The 17,830-nt window shown below is 62.2% G+C and carries 13 protein-coding genes and 1 pseudogene; 9 read left to right on the top strand and 5 right to left on the bottom strand.

Translation table 11 applies throughout. The features are described from left to right. Window positions 1-41 precede the first annotated feature (41 nt). From crcB to AC0L2U_RS31545, 5 genes are all read left to right on the top strand, one after another. A complete protein-coding gene (gene crcB, locus AC0L2U_RS31565; RefSeq protein WP_127810390.1) occupies window positions 42-416 on the top strand; it encodes a fluoride efflux transporter CrcB in 375 nt (124 codons plus the stop codon). A gap of 62 nt (window positions 417-478) precedes the next feature. Next, window positions 479-1,459 (top strand): RluA family pseudouridine synthase, encoded by a 981-nt coding sequence (locus tag AC0L2U_RS31560; protein WP_127271590.1) that lies wholly within the window; start codon window positions 479-481, stop codon window positions 1,457-1,459. 47 nt (window positions 1,460-1,506) lie between these two features. Further along, on the top strand, window positions 1,507-2,379 hold the full coding sequence (locus AC0L2U_RS31555) for a DMT family transporter (RefSeq protein ID WP_164873986.1): 873 nt from the start codon (window positions 1,507-1,509) through the stop codon (window positions 2,377-2,379). A 12-nt stretch (window positions 2,380-2,391) separates the two neighbouring features. After that, window positions 2,392-3,180, top strand: a complete 789-nt coding sequence (locus AC0L2U_RS31550) for an ATP12 family chaperone protein (RefSeq protein ID WP_292135537.1) — start codon at window positions 2,392-2,394, stop codon at window positions 3,178-3,180. A gap of 192 nt (window positions 3,181-3,372) precedes the next feature. Continuing rightward, window positions 3,373-5,262 (top strand): MFS transporter, encoded by a 1,890-nt coding sequence (locus AC0L2U_RS31545; protein WP_127396443.1) that lies wholly within the window; start codon window positions 3,373-3,375, stop codon window positions 5,260-5,262. Between the two features lie 96 nt (window positions 5,263-5,358). Here AC0L2U_RS31545 and AC0L2U_RS31540 read toward each other — a convergent pair whose 3' ends face one another. Beyond that, window positions 5,359-5,556 (bottom strand): DUF2735 domain-containing protein, encoded by a 198-nt coding sequence (locus tag AC0L2U_RS31540; protein ID WP_473603266.1) that lies wholly within the window; start codon window positions 5,554-5,556, stop codon window positions 5,359-5,361. 316 nt (window positions 5,557-5,872) lie between these two features. On the opposite strand from AC0L2U_RS31540, the gene AC0L2U_RS31535 reads away from it, so the two are divergent. Next, window positions 5,873-6,913: a glutamine synthetase beta-grasp domain-containing protein gene (locus tag AC0L2U_RS31535; protein ID WP_127260164.1), complete on the top strand. Its 1,041-nt coding sequence runs from the start codon at window positions 5,873-5,875 to the stop codon at window positions 6,911-6,913. A gap of 742 nt (window positions 6,914-7,655) precedes the next feature. Here AC0L2U_RS31535 and glnA read toward each other — a convergent pair. Continuing rightward, window positions 7,656-9,065 (bottom strand): type I glutamate--ammonia ligase, encoded by a 1,410-nt coding sequence (gene glnA / locus AC0L2U_RS31530; RefSeq protein WP_027038720.1) that lies wholly within the window; start codon window positions 9,063-9,065, stop codon window positions 7,656-7,658. 65 nt (window positions 9,066-9,130) lie between these two features. Continuing rightward, window positions 9,131-9,469 carry a P-II family nitrogen regulator gene (locus AC0L2U_RS31525; protein ID WP_006205430.1) on the bottom strand — a complete coding sequence of 113 codons (339 nt, stop codon included), beginning with the start codon at window positions 9,467-9,469 and terminating at the stop codon, window positions 9,131-9,133. Between the two features lie 358 nt (window positions 9,470-9,827). Here AC0L2U_RS31525 and AC0L2U_RS31520 point away from each other — a divergent pair, with 358 nt between their 5' ends. Further along, entirely contained in the window at window positions 9,828-11,372 is a 1,545-nt protein-coding gene (locus AC0L2U_RS31520; protein WP_473603265.1) for an NAD(P)H-hydrate dehydratase, read from the top strand. Then, window positions 11,369-13,369: a hypothetical protein gene (locus tag AC0L2U_RS31515; RefSeq protein ID WP_473603264.1), complete on the top strand. Its 2,001-nt coding sequence runs from the start codon at window positions 11,369-11,371 to the stop codon at window positions 13,367-13,369. The genes AC0L2U_RS31520 and AC0L2U_RS31515 overlap by 4 nt, the downstream gene beginning before the upstream one ends. A gap of 12 nt (window positions 13,370-13,381) precedes the next feature. On the opposite strand, the gene AC0L2U_RS31510 is transcribed toward AC0L2U_RS31515, so the two are convergent. Further along, window positions 13,382-14,914, bottom strand: a complete 1,533-nt coding sequence (locus AC0L2U_RS31510; RefSeq protein WP_473603263.1) for an acyl-CoA carboxylase subunit beta — start codon at window positions 14,912-14,914, stop codon at window positions 13,382-13,384. Window positions 14,915-15,322: 408 nt separating this feature from the next. Here AC0L2U_RS31510 and AC0L2U_RS31505 point away from each other — a divergent pair, with 408 nt between their 5' ends. Continuing rightward, entirely contained in the window at window positions 15,323-16,744 is a 1,422-nt protein-coding gene (locus AC0L2U_RS31505) for a DEAD/DEAH box helicase (RefSeq protein ID WP_023812066.1), read from the top strand. A 103-nt stretch (window positions 16,745-16,847) separates the two neighbouring features. Here AC0L2U_RS31505 and AC0L2U_RS31500 read toward each other — a convergent pair. After that, window positions 16,848-17,820 (bottom strand): annotated as a pseudogene (locus AC0L2U_RS31500) (alpha/beta hydrolase). Between the last annotated feature and the right edge of the window lie 10 nt (window positions 17,821-17,830).

Below are 17,830 nucleotides of genomic sequence, written 5' to 3'. Positions count from 1 at the left end.
CGGCATCGGCTGAATTTGAATAGCCCGGGGAAGTACCGAAGATGTTCAATCTGCTTCTCGTCGTCGTCGGTGGCGGCATCGGCGCCGGAATTCGTCACCTTGCCAACATCGGCGCGCTGCGTTTTGTCGGCCCCAGCTATCCCTGGGGCACGATGGCCATCAACATCATTGGCTCCTTCGCCATGGGGCTGTTCATCGCCTCCATGATGCGCCGTGGCGGATCGAACGAGGTCAGGCTGTTCGTTGCTACCGGCATTCTCGGCGGCTTCACCACCTTCTCCGCCTTTTCGCTCGATTTCGCGACGCTGTGGGAGCGGGGAGCCACGCTGCCTGCGCTGGGTTATGCCCTTGCCAGCGTCATTGGCGCCATTATCGCCCTGTTTCTGGGACTTTGGCTCGCAAGAAGCCTGCCTTAGTGCTATTGCCGCGCCAAGAACAGGCCGAGCTTCGCTCGGGAAACGGATAAGCGACAAAAAACATGGCAGGCGTTGAACAGATCACGGTGGAGGCCGGCGAGGCGGGCATGCGGCTCGACCGCTGGTTCAAGACCCATTTCCCGGGCCTTGGTTTCGGCCATTTGCAGAAGCTTCTGCGCTCCGGCCAGATCCGTGTCGATGGCGGTCGGGTCAAGGCCGACACCCGTGTCGAGCCCGGCCAGATGGTTCGCGTCCCACCGCTCGAGGTCGACAAGAAGGGCGAGAGTGCGCTGACCGGCCACTCGATCCGCAACCAGGGTGATGCCGATGTCCTGTCGAAAATGCTGATCCATGAAGATCCCAAGGTTTTCGTCTTCAACAAGCCGGCGGGCCTTGCGGTGCAGGGCGGCTCGGGCGTCACCCGCAATGTCGACGACATGCTGGAGGCCTGGCGCAGCCAGAAGGGCGAGAAGCCCAGACTGGTTCACAGGCTCGACCGCGACACTTCGGGTGTTCTGGTCGTCGCCCGCACCCGGCTGGCCGCCATGAAGCTCTCGGAAGCGTTTCGCGCCCGCGAGACCAAGAAGACCTATTGGGCGCTGGTCAAGGGCGTGCCGCCCAAGCGCGAGGACAAGATCTCAACCTGGCTGATCAAGGAGCCGACGCCGGACGGTGACCGCGTGCGGGTCGCTGCGCATGGCGAAAAGGGCGCCGATCACGCCGTCTCCTACTACCGCATCATCGAGCAGGCTGCGCAGACGATGACCTGGCTTGAAATGGAGCCCTATACGGGCCGCACCCACCAGCTTCGTGTCCACGCCGCCTACATCGGCTGCCCGATCCTGGGCGATCCGAAATATTTCGAGGCCGACACCAACTGGGACTTTCCAGGGGGCATTCAAAACCGCCTGCATCTGCACGCCCGCCGCATCATCATTCCGCATCCCGACAAGGGCGTCATCGATGTCACCGCGCCAATGCCGCCGCACATGCGCCAGAGCTGGAACCTGATCGGCTTCGACGACGCCAGCGCGGAGGACTGATCGTGAGCGGCGCCAGTGACGCGCTCGACCGGCGCGACACGGTCGACATGGCCGCCGCCGCCATCATGGTCGGGCTGACCTTTTCCTGGGGGTTGAATTACGTCGCCGCCAAGATCTCCTACGCTGGCTATGACCCGGTCTTCCTGTCGATCGCGCGCTCGATCATCGGCGGCCTATGTGTCTTTGCCTGGTGCCGGTGGCGCGGCATCGCGCTTTTCACGCGCGACGGGACCTTGCTCGCCGGCATCGTGGTTGGCGCGCTTTTCGGCATCGAGTTCCTTTGCCTTTATGTCGGCCTGGAGCATACGACCGTTGCCCGCAACACGCTGCTGGTCAACACGATGCCGTTCTGGATGCTGCTCGGCGGCCATTTCCTGCTCGGTGAGCAGATCACATTGAGGAAATTCCTTGGCCTGCTGCTGGCCTTTGCCGGCCTTGTCGCGGTGTTTTCCGACAAGCTTGGCGGCGGCGGAGACATGCTGTTCGGCGATCTGCTGAGCCTTGGCTCCGGATTCTTTTGGGCTTTGACCAACATCCTCATCAAGCGCTCGAAGCTGGTCGAGGCGAGCGCCGAGAAGCTTCTGCTTTACCAGCTCGCCGGGGCAGCGATCGTCGGGGTCTTGGTGCTGCCTCTCGCCGGCCCGCCCGTTCGCGACCCAACCGTGCTGCCGACCTTGGCGCTGCTCTTCCAGGCTGTCTACATCGTCGCCTTCACCTATGTGCTGTGGTTCTGGCTGTTGCGGCGCTATCCGGCGTCAGGCCTGTCCAGTTTCACTTTCCTGTCGCCGGTTTTCGGCGTGCTGTGCGGCGCCATGTTCTTGAATGAGCCGCTGACCATGCGCATTTTCCTGGCACTTGGCCTGATTGCCGCCGGCCTGATCATCGTCAACCGGCCGGTGCGCAAGCTGACGCCGGTGTAAGAGAGACCTTCTATGCGTGATATCCTGAACGACCTTGAAGCCGGCAAATATCTTTCCGACCCGGATCCTGTGCGCCGCGCCCAGATCCAGATGAAGACGCCTCTGCCGAAACGCTTCTACAAGACCGTCTCGGTCGCGCCGGTGGAGGAGGGGTTTGCCGTGTATCTCGACGGCAAGCCGGTGCGCACGCCCGGCAAGGCGCTGCTGGCGGTGCCTACCGAAGCGGCAGCCGCGCTCGTCGCCGACGAGTTCGCCGCCCAAAGCGAGACCATCAATCCGGTGACGATGCCGGTGATGCGCCTCGTCAACACCGCCATCGACGGCGTCGCCAGCGACCCGCAGGCGGTGCTGGAGGACATTCTGCGCTTTGCCTCGTCCGATCTGCTCTGTTACCGCGCCGACGCGCCGCAAGGGCTGGTGGAGCGGCAAAACCAGCATTGGGATCCGGTGATCGACTGGGCGAGGGCACTCGGAGCCCGCTTCAATCTGGCCGAGGGCATCATCCATGTCGAGCAGCCGCGTGAGACCATCGCGGTGCTGGGCAGCCATCTTGCCCAGCGAACGGAGCCGCTGCGGCTCGCCGCCATCCATGTGATGACGTCGCTCACAGGTTCGGCGCTGCTGGCGCTGGCTGTCGATTTCGGTGAACTCGATGCCGATTCTGCCTGGGCCGCTGCCCATGTCGACGAGGACTGGCAGATCGAGCATTGGGGGCAGGATGCGGAGGCCGTAGCCCGCCGCGCGGCTCGCAAGCACGACATGATGGCTGCTGTCGGCCTGCTGCAAGCGCTCAAGGGCTAAGGGGTTTTCCCAGCTCGCCCGGTTTCATCCCGCAGTGCACCTAATACCAAAGTCATAATCCCAAAGACGCGCTGCCTTTGGCGGGCGCTTTCTGTCATTTTTCTCGAATGGCTGTCGTTGAGTCCGTGCTCGGAGGAGAGCGCGGACGGTGTCGCGCAGCATCGAGAACGGGTCTCACGGGAGGATAACGAAATGGCAATAACATCGACCGCCGGCGGAGCAAGCCGCGGCATGACGCGGGAGGAGAAGAAAGTCATCTTCGCTTCCTCGCTCGGCACCGTTTTCGAATGGTATGATTTCTATCTCTACGGCTCGCTGGCAGTGTTCATTGGTTCGACCTTTTTCAGTCCAGCCATCCCGGAAGCGACCCGCAATATCTTCGCGCTGCTGGCTTTCGCCGCAGGCTTCCTGGTGCGCCCGTTCGGCGCATTGCTGTTCGGCCGCATCGGCGATCTTGTCGGCCGTAAATATACCTTCCTCGTCACCATGACGATCATGGGCCTGTCGACCTTCCTGGTCGGCTTGCTGCCTGGCTATGCGACCTTGGGCATCGCAGCTCCGGTGATCCTGATCATCCTGCGCATGCTGCAGGGCCTGGCACTGGGTGGCGAATATGGCGGCGCGGCCACTTACGTCGCCGAACATGCGCCGGACAACCGGCGCGGCTACTACACCTCGTGGATCCAGACCACGGCGACGCTCGGCCTGTTCCTGTCGCTGGTTGTGATCCTGATCGTACAGGCTTCATTGAGTAAGGAAAACTATGCTGCCTGGGGTTGGCGTATTCCGTTCATCGTGTCTTTCCTGCTGCTCGGCATCTCGATCTGGATTCGGCTTTCGCTTTCCGAATCTCCGACCTTCCAGCGCATGAAGGATGAGGGCAAGGGCTCCAAGGCGCCGCTGACGGAAGCCTTCGGCCAATGGAAGAACGCCAAGATCGCACTGCTGGCGCTGCTCGGCCTCACCGCCGGTCAGGCCGTGGTCTGGTACAATGGCCAGTTTTACGCGCTGTTCTTCCTGACCAACGTGCTCAAGGTCGACGCGCAGTCGGTCAACATCATGATCGCGATCGCCCTGGCGGTCGGCTCGATCTTCTTCGTCGTCTTCGGCTGGCTCTCCGACAAGATCGGCCGCAAGCCGATCATCATGGCGGGCCTTGCCTTAGCGATTGTATGCACCTTCCCGCTGTTCAAGGCACTGACCTGGGCTGCCAATCCGGCGCTTGCCACAGCCCAGCAGAACACGCGGGCGACGGTGACGGCGGCACCTGGAGATTGCAAGTTCCAGTTCAATCCGGTGGGTACCGCGAAGTTCACGACATCCTGCGATATCGCGACCTCGTTCCTGACCAAGAACTCGGTTCCCTATGACGTCGTGTCGACGGCCGCCGCCGGCACACCCGCATCTGTCAAGATCGGCAACGAGACGGTCGAGTCCTATGACGCCATCGCCGCCGGCGATCAGGCCAAGACCAAGGAAGCCGCCTTCATCAAGGCCGTCAACATGTCGCTGCAGGACGGCGGCTATCCACTGAAGCGCGCGGCAGCCAAGGTTGCGGACCAGAAGCTCGATGCGTTTGTTGCCGCCAACCCGGAACTGAAGCTGGACGCCGCTGCCATCCGTGCCGGTGAGAAGGCGACGGTGCCGATCGACCAGGCAGTCAAGGACAAGCTGCTGACCACCGACGAGGCGGCGGGCGCACCCGAAGTCACCGTCTACAACATTCCGGGTGGTGGCGCGTTCGCGATGTTCGCCGATCCTGCAGCAGTGAACTGGCCAATGACGATCGGCATCCTGTTCATCCTGGTGCTGTTCGTGACCATGGTCTATGGGCCGATCGCGGCGATCCTGGTCGAGATGTTCCCGACCCGCATTCGCTACACCGGCATGTCGTTGCCCTATCACATCGGCAATGGCTGGTTCGGCGGCCTGCTGCCGGCAACCGTGTTCGCGCTCAGCGCCTACAAGGGCGACATCTACTATGGCCTTTGGTATCCGGTGGTGATCGCGGCGATAACGCTGGTCATCGGCATGATCTTCGTCAAGGATACGCTCGGCACCGATCTGCACGCCAAGGAGTAGGCAGGCCCGGTGTTCAAAAGAAAGCCCGGCGCGAGCAATCGCGCCGGGCTTTCTCTTTTCAGGTCAATTCGTTGGCGAGGGCTGCTGCCCTTTGTGTCAGCTCTTGCGGCCCCGGGTCTCATCCTCGATGGCTGCCTCATGGTACCAGCCGTCGCCGAAGTCTGCGCGGGCACCACGCAGCGAGGCAAGCTCTGCCGCAAACTTAGCCTTGCCGCTCAAATTTGAGGCAGTGGCGCGCGCTGCCGCCGGGAACATCAAAATCTCGGCCGACGGTCGTGTGGAAATGATTTCCATTGCCGGGTTCCTTTCTTCTGCCGAACCTTTTCGATTCAACTTGATCCGAAGATAAGGTCTGCAATCAAGTTAGGCAATATGCCTATGAAAAGATCAGCAATTGCATACTATTTGTGCAAAGAACGACTGTGATTGATCGGAACGCATCGCTTAGGCGGATCACCGATTTCGAGTGGGTACCGGGTCAATTTTGCCGCACCCTTCACACCAAGAATGGCACACGAATTGCATTTTAAGAATGCGGCAGGCCGGCTGCTGACGGCAGACGCATGTCGACGCCGTTCAGTGTTCGGTGATCAAGCAACGAGAGGCTAGAATGACGAAATACAAGCTCGAGTATATCTGGCTCGATGGATATACCCCGGTCCCCAACCTTCGCGGCAAGACGCAGATCAAGGAATTCGCCGAATTCCCTGATCTCGAGCAGTTGCCGCTGTGGGGCTTCGATGGTTCCTCGACCCAGCAGGCCGAAGGGCACAGCTCTGATTGCGTGCTGAAGCCGGTTGCGGTCTATCCGGATCCCGCCCGCACCAACGGCGTGCTGGTCATGTGCGAAGTCATGATGCCCGATGGCGTCACGCCGCATGCCTCCAACAAGCGCGCCACCATCCTCGATGACGAGGGCGCCTGGTTCGGCTTCGAGCAGGAATATTTCTTCTACAAGGACGGCCGGCCGCTCGGCTTCCCCGAGAGCGGCTATCCCGCACCCCAGGGTCCGTACTACACCGGCGTCGGCTATTCCAATGTCGGCTCCGTCGCGCGCCAGATCGTCGAGGAGCATCTCGACCTCTGCCTCGCCGCCGGCATCAACCACGAAGGCATCAACGCCGAAGTGGCCAAGGGCCAGTGGGAATTCCAGATTTTCGGCAAGGGCTCCAAGAAAGCCGCCGACCAGATGTGGATGGCCCGCTATTTGATGCAGCGCCTGACCGAGAAGTACGGCATCGACATTGAATACCATTGCAAGCCGCTCGGCGACACCGACTGGAACGGCTCGGGCATGCACGCCAATTTCTCGACCGCCTATATGCGCGAAGTCGGCGGCAAGGCCTATTTCGAAGCGCTGATGGCTGCCTTCGACAAGAACCTGATGGATCACATCGCCGTCTACGGCCCGGACAACGACAAGCGTTTGACCGGCAAGCACGAGACCGCGCCGTGGAACCGGTTCAGCTATGGCATTGCCGACCGTGGCGCCTCGATCCGCGTGCCGCATTCCTTCATCAAGAGCGACTACAAGGGTTATCTGGAAGACCGCCGTCCGAACTCGCAGGGCGACCCCTACCAGATCGCCTCGCAGATCCTGAAGACGATCGCCTCGGTTCCGGCAAGCGCTCAGGTTTCGGCCGCCGCGTAAGCGTTTCGGGCTGCATGACAAGATGACCCCGGCGTTTCGCGCCGGGGTTCTTTTTTGGCCGTTACCCGGCTGACGGCATTCCTGGTAAAACATACCCAGAAAAAGTCAGGGAATTCACGCGGTCGCAAATCGCCCGGAAGTTCTGGCCGCAGCCATGTGAGCCTCCGGCGATCACTCCCTATAAAGCCCGGAAAAGCGCCTTTTCCAGCCCTTATCTGGGGCAATGGACCTTCCATAAGCATCTGTTCATACAGCAGAATCGGTCATTCGCGGCCCGGCTTGCAGCGTTGACAGATCACGCTACGGCATGCGTATTCGCAGGCCTTGGGGTTACGTCACGCAATGCTGTTCGGACGGGCGGGGTTTTCTGAACGGCGGCATTGGCGTGGGCGCCGGACGAGCGGTCACTGTAGCCTGAGACAGTGCTCCGCTCGCTCCTGGCTCCAACGTTGGCGACCGACCGGCCGCCTTGATCTTCACTGGACATCGCCGAGTAGTGATTGAAGTCACCGGACCGACGCTCAAGCCGGCCGCTCCTATGGACCAGTAGGTCCAAGAATCCGGCCATCGTATGATCGTCGAAGACGAAAGGCGGATCCGGCTGTCCATGCGCGGCTGCCGCGCAGGCGAGACATGCCGATCGGCTGGCAATTCCTATTGGAGCGCAGCAAAAAGCCCTTGAAAGAGGGAAGTCTTTCAAGGGCTTGGTTATTATGGAGTATCTTAGTCTGAGATTGAAGCCTCAGACGGAGTAGTACATGTCGTATTCGACCGGATGCGGGGTCATTTCGAAGCGCATCACTTCGGCCATTTTCAACTCGATGTAGCTGTCGATCTGGTCGTCGTCGAAGACGCCGCCAGCCTTCAGGAAGCCGCGGTCCTTGTCGAGGCTTTGCAGGGCTTCGCGCAGCGAGCCGCAGACGGTCGGGATCTTCTTCAGTTCCTTCGGCGGCAGGTCGTAGAGATCCTTGTCCATCGGCTGGCCGGGATGGATCTTGTTCTTGATACCGTCGAGGCCGGCCATCAGCAGCGCGGAGAAGGCGAGGTAGGGGTTCGCGCCCGGATCGGGGAAGCGGACCTCGACGCGCTTGGCCTTCGGCGACGAGCCGAACGGGATACGGCAGGACGCCGAGCGGTTGCGCGCCGAATAGGCGAGCAGAACCGGCGCTTCGTAACCCGGCACCAGGCGCTTGTAGGAATTGGTCAGCGGGTTGGTGAAGGCGTTGATCGCCTTGGCATGCTTGATGACGCCGCCGATGAAGAACAGGCAGCTTTCCGACAGACCGGCATATTCATTGCCGGCGAAGGTCGGCTTGCCGTTCTTCCAGATCGACATGTGGACGTGCATGCCCGAGCCGTTGTCGCCGAAGATCGGCTTCGGCATGAAGGTCGCCGTCTTGCCGTAGGCATTGGCGACCTGGTGCACGACATATTTGTAGATCAGCATCTTGTCGGCGTTACGTACCAGTGCGTCGAACTTGATGCCGAGTTCGTGCTGGGCCGCCGCCACCTCATGGTGGTGCTTTTCGACCCGCACGCCCATCTCGGCGAGCACGGTCAGCATTTCCGAGCGCATGTCCTGCGCGCTGTCGATCGGCGGCACCGGGAAGTAGCCGCCCTTGACGCGCGGACGGTGGCCGAGATTGCCGGTCTCGTAGTCGGTGTCGTCGTTCGACGGCAGTTCCGTGGAGTCGAGCTTGAAACCGGTGTTGTAGGGATCGGCCTTGTACTTCACGTCGTCGAAGACGAAAAATTCGGCTTCCGGGCCGACATAGATGGTGTCGCCGATGCCTTCGGCCTTCATGTAAGCCTCGGCCTTCTTGGCCGTGCCACGCGGATCGCGGTTGTAGGATTCACCCGAAACCGGATCGAGGATGTCGCACAGGATGACCATGGTCGACTGGGCGAAGAACGGATCCATGTGGACCGTTTCCGGGTCGGGCATCAGCACCATATCGGACTCGTTGATGGCCTTCCAGCCGGCAATCGACGAGCCGTCGAACATCACGCCATCGGCGAACATGTCTTCCTCGACCTCGATGACATCCATCGTCACGTGTTGCAGCTTGCCCTTCGGGTCTGTGAAGCGCAGGTCGACGAATTTCACGTCGTTGTCCTTGATCTGCTTCATGATGTCTTTGGCTGTCGTCATGTCGTGTATCCCTGTGTGATGACTTTTTTTGTTGATGACGTTTTCAGGAGGATGGGGCGGTCAGGTCAGACCGCGTCCATGCCCGTTTCGCCGGTGCGTATCCGCACGACTTCCTCGATGTTGGAGACGAAGATCTTGCCGTCACCGATGCGGCCCGTCTGGGCCGCCTTGCGGATGGCCTCGATCGCGCCTTCGACCGCGTCGTCGCCGAGCACGACCTCGATCTTCACCTTGGGCAGGAAATCGACGACATATTCGGCGCCGCGATAGAGTTCCGTATGGCCCTTCTGACGACCGAAGCCTTTTGCTTCGGTGACAGTGATGCCTTGCAGTCCGGCTTCCTGAAGCGCTTCCTTCACTTCGTCCAGCTTGAATGGCTTGATGATCGCTTCGATCTTTTTCATGTAAAAAGTGGCCTCCACTGCCAAAAAAACGGGTTGTGACCCCCCGCTTGCGCCTCCATCAAGCACGAACTGTGCCAATTCAGCGGATTCTAAGCGGTCTCATAAGATTTCAAAGCCGCGCCGCACCGGGATGCAAATTCGCGTCATTCGCTGCACCGGAAGCGGCATGGGCTGCCAAAGCCTACACAGCGCCAGCACCCGCGTCCGCACAAAAATCAGGCATATCGCCTATCCCGCAGGCAATTTTCTGCCCGCGATGCCTTGGTGCCGACGTTATGGCTGCAGATCTCGGCAACTCCCCCTTGTTTGCTTAGGATCGAAATTGGACAATGCTTGATAGCATGCGGATCGGCAATCCATGAGCAACGAACTTCTTTCCCCGGCCGAAATGAGCGAGGCTGATCGGCTGACGATCGCGGCCGGTCCGGCCGATGGAATCAGCCTGATGCGGCGCGCGGGCGAAGCAGTCGCGACCGAGGTGCTCAAGCGCTATCCCTCGGCAAAGCACATCCATGTGCTCTGCGGGCCCGGCAACAATGGCGGCGATGGCTATGTCGTCGCACGCCTCCTGGCCGGCAGCGGCGTCGGCACAACGATCTGGTCATCCGGAGCGCCGAGGCCGGAAAGCGATGCGGCGCTCGCCGCCGCGGAGTCCCTGGTCAAGTCCCGGCCGCTGTCTGATTTCGACGCCGAGTTCGGCTCGATCGTGATCGACGCGCTCTATGGGGCAGGGCTGTCCAAGCCGCTGTCCGGCGATGCCGCGAAAGCTGTCGATACCGTGACAGCCTTGCGCCTGCCTGTGGTCGCGATCGACCTGCCGTCGGGCGTCTCGGGAGCCAGCGGCGAAATATTGAGCAGGGCGTTTCGCGCCGAGGTTACCGTCACCTTCGCGCGGAAAAAGCCCGGCCACTTGCTGCTGCCGGGGCGCGGGCAATGCGGTGAGATCGTGCTCGCCGATATTGGCGTCGGCGACGGCATCATCGCCCAACTCGCCGTCTCGACCTTCGAAAATGTGCCGGACCTGTGGTTGCGGGAACTTCCGGTGCCGGCGGTGGACGCGCATAAATACAAGCGCGGTCATGTCGGCGTCTTTTCCGGCGGTCCCAGTGCTTCCGGCGCGGCGCGGCTGTCGGCGATGGCCGCCGCGAGAAGCGGGGCAGGGGCGGTCACCGTGCTGTCGCCTGGCAATGCCATGCAGGTGAACGCGATACACCTCACCTCGATCATGCTGCGAGAGGCGGGGTCACTCGAGGAGGTGCAGGAATTTCTAACGGCGCGCCATCCCGAGGCGCTGGTGTTTGGACCGGGACTCGGGCCAAAGCCCAAGGTCGGCGATTTCGCCCTGCAACTGATCAAGACCTTGGCGGAGGGTGCACGCGCATCGCAAACTGCAAACCACGGAGGAGCGATCGTGCTTGATGCTGACGCCATTACATCTATGGCCCATCAGCCGCAGGCGCTGTTCGAAGCCGCCCGTCACCTGAACGCGCCAGCGTTGGTGATCACGCCGCACGAGGGTGAATTCGGCCGCTTGTTCCCAGATATCGCCGGGGACAAAACCATGTCGAAATTGGACAAGGCGCGAGCGGCTGCCGCGCGGGCCAACGCAACGATCGTCTACAAGGGCGCCGACACGGTCATAGCTGCGCCTGATGGCAAGGCAGCCATCAATTCCAATGGTGCGCCGTGGCTGGCCACAGCCGGGTCAGGCGACGTGCTGTCGGGCATCATCGCCGGTCTGCTCGCACAAGGCATGCCGCCCTTCGAGGGCACCTGCGCGGCGGTGTGGCTACACGCTGAAGCCGGCAGCCGGTTCGGACCCGGCCTGATCGCCGAGGATCTGCCGCTGGCGCTGCTGCCGGTGTTGCGTGAACTCTTCGACGCGCGCACGGCCGCTCCATGAGCCGTCCCTTTGCTCTTTTGCTTGCCACTTTCTTTATCGCCTTCGTGGCGTCGACGGCGCGTGCCGAAGGTCCTGTGACGATCGTCGACAATCCGGCGGTGCTCGCCGCGCTCGATGCCAGGGGTTTCGGCTTCGCCGACGTGTTCGGGGTCGACGGCGACAACGATCTGAAGACGCTCTACGACGAGGCGCCGGCCTATCACGCCATCGTCGAAACGGTTGCCTCTGATGTTGCGGCATTGCGCGCCGAGATGAAAGCCGGTGGCCGGCCGCTCTACGAGGTCACCGACGGCAATGTCGGCCGCATCATGGACATGCGCTGGCTGAAGACCGATGCCGCGCGCTTCCGGCTGGTCGGCGTCGTCAACCGGCTCGACCGTCGCGACTTCACCGCGCTGCAGGGCGACAAGAGCTGCGGCGAGGTGCGCTTCATCTACCGCCTGGCCTACAGCTTTCGCAAAAACGGCAAGCTGCTGGCGTCGCGTCTACCGTTCAATTTCAATGCCGTCTACAGCGCCGCACCCGATGCCGATGGCGGCTGCGTCGGCGTTGCCGGACGCTGGACGCCGCAGCTTGACGAGAGCGTCGATGCCGGCTGGCTGACCGGCGGGCCGCTGGAGAAGGCAGGGCTGACCCTCAAGCAGCTGGAGCTTAACGCACAGGTGGTGCGCTTTCCCTCCGGCCAGGAAACCGAGTTCGGCGGCCAGGCCGCCTATCTCATGCGGATATTCGGCATCGATGGCGCCGATGTCAGCGACAAGCCGCTGGAGAACACGCCCGACACCGCACGGCTCTCGCAGGACGCGGCGCTGAAAGCACGGCTCGCCGCCTATGTCGGCGCCAACCTGCCGGCGGTCGACGAAGGCGTCTATGAAATCCCCGACGAGTTCCTGGCCAGGAAGATCATCTCGTGGTCGACCTTCGGCAGTGCGCGGCAGGCCAATCATCCGTTTACGCAACAATTCCAACCCAAGGAATTCGCATCGCTCGATTATTCCACGCTGAAATTGGTGCGCACGCCGGAAGCGCTGGTCGAGCGGCTGGACAATGGCGCCTGCCAGGGTTGTCATCAGGCCGGCTCAACCGCCGGCTTCCATTTCATCGGCCTCGACGACAAGACGACATCGCCGTTGAACCGCATCGAGGTCGGCATTTCGCCGTATCTTCATGCCGAGATCCCGCGTCGCCAGGCGTGGCTGCGCGCCACCGCCGAAGGCAAGCCGCCGAACCGCTTCCGGCCGCTCTCCTTTGCGCCGCCGGCGGCCTGGACGGATATCGCGGTCGACTACGCGCCGGCCGAAATGGCTATGCCGTGCCTGATGCCGGAAGATGCGGCTCGCTTCGGTGCCAACTGGCAGTGCGGCAGTGGCACCGTCTGCACGCCGCTGGCCACCGCTTCGGGCGTGCGCACGAAACTGGCGCAGTGCCTGCTGCCCAAGGACAGCGAAAAGATGTTTTCCGGCCACCCCTGCCTGACCGGCTCGATCGCCAGCAACGCGGCGCAGCCTTTCAACGACCGCTACAGCAAATCGGGCCAGTTCGCGGCCTTCGCACCTGACGTTTCGCGCACCGCCTACACCTGCCGTCCGCCGAAGATCGGCGTGCCTGGAGGCATCGCCTATCGCGCCTGCGACGACAAGGACCGTACATTTGCCGCCTTCAAAGCTGGCAAGCCGATACCGAACGAGATCTGCGGGCTGGTTGGCGGCAAGAAATTCGACATCTGCGTGGCCACCAACAATTTCGATCAATGCCTTGGCGGCGCCGTCAATCGCGGCAACCGGCCGGCCTGTTCGGCCGATCATTTCTGCCGCGAGGACTATATGTGCCAGTCGCTGCCGCCAGACACGCCTGGCATCGGCAAGGTCAAAGGCATCGGCTTCTGCTCGCCGACCTATTTCATCTTCCAGATGCGCATCGACAACCACGCGACGCCATGGGGCAACCCTGTCCGCGCCACCATGGGAGCGGGGTTTGGGGCGGCGGAAGAGGAGTGAGCTGCAGCCGCCTCACAGCGGGATGTTGTCGTGCTTCTTCCAGGGGTTCTGCATATCCTTGTTGCGCAGCATGCGCAGTGCGCGGGCAATACGGCGGCGGGTCGAGTGCGGCATGATCACCTCGTCGATATAGCCGCGTTCGGCGGCGACGAAGGGCGACAGGAAGCGGTCCTCGTAAGCCTTTGTATGGGCAGCGATCTTTTCCGCATCACCGATGTCCTTGCGGTAGATGATCTCGACCGCCCCCCTGGCGCCCATCACCGCGATTTGCGCCGTCGGCCAGGCATAGTTCATGTCGCCGCGCAGATGTTTTGAGGCCATCACGTCGTAGGCGCCGCCATAGGCTTTGCGGGTGATGACGGTGATCTTCGGCACGGTGGCCTCGGCATAGGCGAACAGCAGTTTCGCGCCGTGCTTGATCAGCCCGCCATATTCCTGCGCTGTACCAGGCAGGAAGCCGGGGACATCGACGAAGGTGACGATCGGGATCGAAAAACAATCGCAGAAGCGTACGAAACGCGCCGCCTTGCGGCTGGCGTCGGAATCGAGCACGCCGGCCAGCACCATCGGCTGGTTGGCGACGAAGCCGACCGTGCGACCCTCGACGCGGCCGAACCCGGTGACGATGTTTTTCGCAAAATTCTGCTGGATCTCGAAGAAATCGCCTTCGTCGGCGATCTTCAGGATCAGTTCCTTGATGTCGTAGGGCTTGTTGGCGTTGTCGGGACTCAGCCGGTCGAGCGACAAATCATGATCGGTGACCGACTGGTAGCATTCGATCTCGGGAAGCTCCGATGTGTTGGAGGCCGGCAGCAGGTCGACCAGCCGGCGCATCTGCAGCAGCGCCTCGACGTCATTGTCATAGGCGCCGTCGGCGATCGACGATTTCGTCGTGTGCACCGAGGCACCGCCGAGGCTCTCGGCGGTCACCGTCTCGTTGGTCACGGTCTTCACCACATCCGGCCCGGTGACGAACATGTAGGAGGTGTCGCGCACCATGAAGATGAAGTCGGTCATGGCAGGCGAATAGACATCGCCGCCGGCGCAAGGCCCCATGATGACGGAAATCTGTGGAATCACACCGGAGGCGAGCACGTTGCGCTGGAAGATCTCGGCATAGCCGCCGAGTGCTGCGACGCCCTCCTGGATGCGCGCGCCGCCGGCATCGTAGAGACCGATGATCGGCGCCCGGTTGCGCAGCGCCATCTCCTGCACCTTGATGACTTTCTCGGCATGCGCTTCCGACAGCGAGCCGCCGAACACGGTAAAATCCTTGGCGAAGAGATAGACCGGGCGGCCGTTGACCGTGCCCCAGCCAGTGACGACGCCGTCGCCGGCAATCTTCGTCTTCTCCATGCCGAAATCGGTCGAGCGGTGCTCGACATACATGTCGAATTCCTCGAACGAGCCCTCGTCGAGAAACACCTCGATGCGTTCGCGCGCGGTGAGCTTGCCCTTCTTATGCTGGGCATCGATGCGAGCCTGACCGCCACCCATGCGGGCAATCTCGCGGCGGCGCTCGAGTTCCTTGAGAACGTCTTTCATCGATTACCTCCCAAGCCAGTGGCATTTCGTGGTAATCGTGCCGGCAAGCGAGCGCAAGCGCCGCTTGCGCCACGGGTTTTGTTGCGCTGCAGCATGACGCCCCTTGCATTTGGCGGCGAACTCAGCCATATGCAGCCCATAGGCGCTTGGGCCGGGAACGAATCCGGCCTTCTCGACGAATGAGACTGGTTGCGTCTGTTTTCCCTCTTTCCGGTATATCGGCCCTTTTTCCGGTAAATCACAAAGCGGCGAAAAAGCCCCGTGGCATGATGCCTGCGGGCACGACAGCGCAGCCGAGTGGACGAATACGTCCGCCCGCCTTGTCGTTCATCACAGATTTTTCGACGGCAGGTTGCGCCCTGCCGCCATCGATGTTTGCGGCCAGAAGCCGCGTGAAAGAAGATTATTTTGACCAACGAAAACACTTTGCCCGGTAGCACTGCGGAACTCACCGGTTTCGCGGCACTGGGTATTACGGGCGCGCTGCTCAAGGCCACCCACAACGCCGGCTTCGCCGAGCCGAAGCCGATCCAGGCACAGGCGATCCCCCCTCAGATGGAAGGCCGTGACATTTTCGGCATCGCCCAGACCGGCTCCGGCAAGACCGCAGCCTTCGCGCTGCCGATCTTGTCGAAGATCATTGCGCTTGGCACCAAGCGCCGGCCGAAGACGGCGCGTGCGCTGATTCTGGCGCCGACGCGCGAACTCGCCGTGCAGATCGAAGACACGATCAAGATCCTCGCCAAGGGCGCGCATGTCTCGACCGCGCTCGTGCTCGGCGGCGTGTCCCGCTTCAGTCAGGTGAAGAAGGTTGCTCCCGGTGTCGACATCCTGATCGCCACGCCCGGCCGGTTGACCGACCTTGTGCGTGAGGGCGACCTCGTGCTTGCCGACACCAAATGGCTGGTGCTCGACGAAGGCGACCGCATGCTCGACATGGGCTTCATCAACGACGTCAAGCGAATCGCCAAGGCGACGGCGCCCGACCGTCAGACGGTGCTGTTCTCGGCGACCATGCCCAATGAAATCGCCGAACTGGCCAAGGGCCTGCTGAAGAACCCGATCCGCGTTGAAGTCGCGCCGCAAAGCACGGCGGCGGCCGAGATCGTGCAGGGCGTCGTCTTTGCCCGCACCAAGCAGAAGCGCCAGGTTCTGTCGACGATGCTCGCCGACGAGGCGATGAAGTCCGTCATCATCTTCTCGCGCACCAAGCATGGTGCCGACAGGGTGACCAAGGACCTCGAGCGTGACGGCTTCAAGGCCGCCGTCATCCACGGCAACAAGTCGCAGAATGCCCGCCAGAAAGCGCTGAACGATTTCCGCGACGGCTCGGTGCGCATTCTGGTGGCGACCGACATTGCGGCGCGCGGCATCGACGTCCCCGGCATCAGCCATGTCGTGAATTTCGACCTGCCTGATGAAGCCGAGAGCTACGTCCACCGCATCGGACGTACCGGCCGCAACGGCATGGACGGCATCGCGATCACGCTTTGCGATCCTTCCGAGAACAGCAAGCTGCGCCAGGTCGAGCGCATCATCCGCACCAAGCTGCCGATCGTTGCCGACCATCTCGGCAGCCCCGATCCGCTGCGCAATCCGGCTGAAAAGAACGAGCGTTTCGAGCCGGCCAATGATCGCAACGACCGCAATGGTCGTCGCGACGGCAGGCGGCCCGGTGGCGAGAACAAGGGCAACGGCTTTGGCAAGAAGCGCTTCGGCGACAAGCCTGCCTTCGCCGGCGAGCGCAAGCCGGATGGCGCCAAGCCGGCCTTCAAGGGCAACAACAAGCGCCGCTTCGGCGGTAAGCGTCCGGCGGCGCGGGCTGCGTAAGCCAGATCGCGTTGTAATCAGTCAGGCTTAGCCTGGCTGATTGCCGGGACAGACCAAGGAAAGGGCGGCTGAAGCGATGCTTCGGCCGCCCTTTTTCGTCGGCTTACTTCACCACCGCTTCGATCCAGACGGCGATCCTTTGCGCCAGAAACGCCGTGGTCGATGGCGACAGCGCGTCGCCGGCAATGACGTGATTGTCCGGGTCGCCGGTGTCATCGACCGGAACCAGTTCATGCGGCGCGCCCCAGCGCCCGGCAATCTCGCGGGTGCGGTCGGCCCGCACCACTTTGTCCGAATCAGAAAAGATGAACAAAGCAGGGATGGTCGCCTTCTCCACCGGCGCGCCATAGGCAAGCTCGGTCAGCGCCTGCATCGGCAAGGTTGCTTCGATCGGATAGCGGGTGGTCCAGAATTCTTCATTCAGCGCGTTGCGCGGCACGAAGCTGTGTTCCTTGCCGGCGACCAGCCTGGCAATTTGTTTGCCACGGCATGGTCAGGATCTCGGCGCCCGAAGCCTTGACGCCGAAGTTCGGCGAGATGAACGCAATCGCCGCCACCTCGTCCGATGCACCGGGCTGCGTTGCCGCCCAGACCGCCAGCGAGCCGCCGGTCGACGTCGAGATGACGATCACCTTGTCGCCGATCGCCCGGCCGATGGCGAGCGCTTCCTCATAGTCGTTGATCCAGGCGTTGATGCTGCTTTGCGTCATCGCCGCGCCATCCTGCCCGTGACCGGTGAGCCGGGTGTAGAAGAGATTGGCATCAAGCTGTTCCGCCACTTCGTCGGGCAGCGGGCGGACCTCGCCCTTCGATGCGGAAAAGCCGTGGATGTAGACGATCGACAGCGGCGTCCTGGCATGCACCAACGGATCGGCCCAGACGATCTCTTTTTCCAGCCCGTCACGGATTCCGGGGATGGCGGCTTCCGCCTTTGCCACATAGGCCTGCGGATCGTCAGCGATGAGCGAGGGATCGAAACGGATCGTGGTGTCGACGCGAACGCGCGGGCCGAGCACGAAGGCCAGTGCGAGAATGGCGATAAGGCCCAGCACAGCAAGCACGATCCGTCGCCCCATCGCAGACTCC

The sequence above is a fragment of the Mesorhizobium sp. WSM4808 genome, from assembly GCF_055811675.1.
The sequence above is the reverse complement of the archived record's forward strand: the minus strand, read 5'-3'. Positions and strand labels throughout refer to the sequence as shown.

What these genes read in the sequence shown, in the direction of transcription:
- AC0L2U_RS31550 (WP_292135537.1), top strand. Translation starts at nt 2,392, where the DNA reads ATGCGTGATATCCTGAACGACCTTGAAGCCGGCAAATATCTTTCCGAC.
- AC0L2U_RS31535 (WP_127260164.1), top strand. Translation starts at nt 5,873, where the DNA reads ATGACGAAATACAAGCTCGAGTATATCTGGCTCGATGGATATACCCCG.
- AC0L2U_RS31555 (WP_164873986.1), top strand. Translation starts at nt 1,507, where the DNA reads ATGGCCGCCGCCGCCATCATGGTCGGGCTGACCTTTTCCTGGGGGTTG.
- AC0L2U_RS31545 (WP_127396443.1), top strand. Translation starts at nt 3,373, where the DNA reads ATGGCAATAACATCGACCGCCGGCGGAGCAAGCCGCGGCATGACGCGG.
- AC0L2U_RS31515 (WP_473603264.1), top strand. Translation starts at nt 11,369, where the DNA reads ATGAGCCGTCCCTTTGCTCTTTTGCTTGCCACTTTCTTTATCGCCTTC.
- AC0L2U_RS31520 (WP_473603265.1), top strand. Translation starts at nt 9,828, where the DNA reads ATGAGCAACGAACTTCTTTCCCCGGCCGAAATGAGCGAGGCTGATCGG.
- crcB (WP_127810390.1), top strand. Translation starts at nt 42, where the DNA reads ATGTTCAATCTGCTTCTCGTCGTCGTCGGTGGCGGCATCGGCGCCGGA.
- AC0L2U_RS31540 (WP_473603266.1), bottom strand. Translation starts at nt 5,556, where the DNA reads ATGGAAATCATTTCCACACGACCGTCGGCCGAGATTTTGATGTTCCCG.
- AC0L2U_RS31525 (WP_006205430.1), bottom strand. Translation starts at nt 9,469, where the DNA reads ATGAAAAAGATCGAAGCGATCATCAAGCCATTCAAGCTGGACGAAGTG.
- AC0L2U_RS31560 (WP_127271590.1), top strand. Translation starts at nt 479, where the DNA reads ATGGCAGGCGTTGAACAGATCACGGTGGAGGCCGGCGAGGCGGGCATG.
- AC0L2U_RS31510 (WP_473603263.1), bottom strand. Translation starts at nt 14,914, where the DNA reads ATGAAAGACGTTCTCAAGGAACTCGAGCGCCGCCGCGAGATTGCCCGC.
- glnA (WP_027038720.1), bottom strand. Translation starts at nt 9,065, where the DNA reads ATGACGACAGCCAAAGACATCATGAAGCAGATCAAGGACAACGACGTG.